This is a genomic window from Armatimonas sp. (assembly GCF_043760365.1).
Classification (GTDB): domain Bacteria; phylum Armatimonadota; class Armatimonadia; order Armatimonadales; family Armatimonadaceae; genus Armatimonas.
Map to the genome: position 1 here is coordinate 1 of NZ_JAYUPA010000613.1, position 1,510 is coordinate 1,510.

At 61.1% G+C, this 1,510-nt stretch carries 2 protein-coding genes and 1 pseudogene; all 3 read right to left on the bottom strand.

Annotated elements, in window-relative coordinates; all coding sequences use genetic code 11:
• A partial coding sequence (locus tag ACH2EH_RS14085) for a hypothetical protein (protein ID WP_395142677.1) occupies window positions 1–330 on the bottom strand: 330 nt, incomplete at its 3' end.
• Window positions 327–884, bottom strand: a complete 558-nt coding sequence (locus ACH2EH_RS14090) for an RNA polymerase sigma factor (RefSeq protein ID WP_395142678.1) — start codon at window positions 882–884, stop codon at window positions 327–329. The genes ACH2EH_RS14085 and ACH2EH_RS14090, both read right to left, overlap by 4 nt.
• A 69-nt stretch (window positions 885–953) precedes the next feature.
• Window positions 954–1,510 (bottom strand): annotated as a pseudogene (locus tag ACH2EH_RS14095) (NAD-dependent epimerase); the annotation flags it as partial.

Below are 1,510 nucleotides of genomic sequence, written 5' to 3' on the forward strand. Positions count from 1 at the left end.
AGTATTTTTGAGATTTGGACGGAGCTCTGCAACTTTTGTGGGTTGCTTTACGGCAGTAGGACGAGCAAAATAAAGAACTATGCCCACTCCACTGGCAAGTGCGACACCAAGCGCGGACAACTGCCAGGCGATGGCTCTTCGTTGTGGCTCGCGAGGCAGGAGCAAGAGCAGCTCGTCGTAGGTGCGGGTTGAAGAAGGCGCTTCGACATCTTGAAATAATCTGAGCGCACGCTGGTCGGCGGCGCGGCGTGCCTGGCAGTGTGCACAGTGTGCTTGGTGGGTGGCAAACTCAAGGAGAGTGTGCTCTTGTAGCCAGCAGATAATGTTCATGGTAGTTCCTCCGCCGAAAAAGTCCGCTCGACCCGCTCCCGCAGGCGGCGCAGGGCACGAAGCGTTCGCATCTTGGCTCCGGGGCGGGTGCAGCCCAGCACTTGGGCAAGCTGCGAGTAGTCGAGTCCCTCTAAAAGATGCAGCACCAGCACGGTTCGATCAGTGAGCGGGAGCCCATCCAGCACCCGTAAGAGCCGTCGCGTCGTCTCGGATTGTGCGGCAAGCTCCGCCGGATCGGGCTGATGCGTGGGCACTGGTAGCGCACTCTCCGCACTCTGGTGGCGAAGCTTCTGCCGCTGCTGGTCGTAGCAGAGATTGGTGCAGATGCGCAAGAGCCAGGTCTGGTGACTGCTACGGGCCGCAAAACTTCCCAGCGCTCGATGTGCCCGCAGAAAGGTCTCCTGCAAAATATCCTCCGCATCGTCGCGGCTTCCCAGAAGAAAGTAGGCATGGCGAAACACCTGCGCCCCGTGGCGCGTGTAGAGAATCTCCAGCGTCACCGCCTCTTTCTCTCTGCCCAGCGCCCCGCTCCTCCTCGACGTTGATTCCAGCATTCTAAACCTATGGACGAAGAATACCGTCGAAGCGGAACAGGGATTTTTTATCGCATCGCGTTTACGGTATTACTGTGTGGGTAAATGCAGAGCAAAGGCGCGGACGATCTCGGTGAAGTTCTGGTCGGCGCGGTAGCCGAGGGCGACGGCGCGCTCGGGGGCGAACTTGGTGGGCCAGGTCACGACAAGCTTCTGAACCCGAGCATCCGGGGCATCTTTCACCAGCGCCAGAGCCTCCGGGCCGCCCACTTCGAGCAGGGACTCCAGCATCTCCGAGACTCGCACGCACAGTCCCGGCAAGTTGAGGCCGGGGCCATAGACGCCGCCGTGGAAGTGCGCATGCTCAAGAGTGAGGGTGTGACGTAGCGCGGCAACGGCGGCGTCGGGGGAGAACAGCCAGACTGCCGTGTCTCGGGGCACGGGAAGCTCGGAGACTTTCCCCTGGAGCGGCTCACGGATAATCCCACTGGCGAAGCTAGAGAGCGCCGCGTTGGGCTTGCCGGGGCGAACACTCACCGTCGGCAGGCGCACCGCACGCCCATCTAAAAATCCCTTGCGGGTGTAGTCGCCGATGAGGTACTCGCTCATGAGCTTCTGGACACCGTAAGATCCCTGCGGAGCGGCCA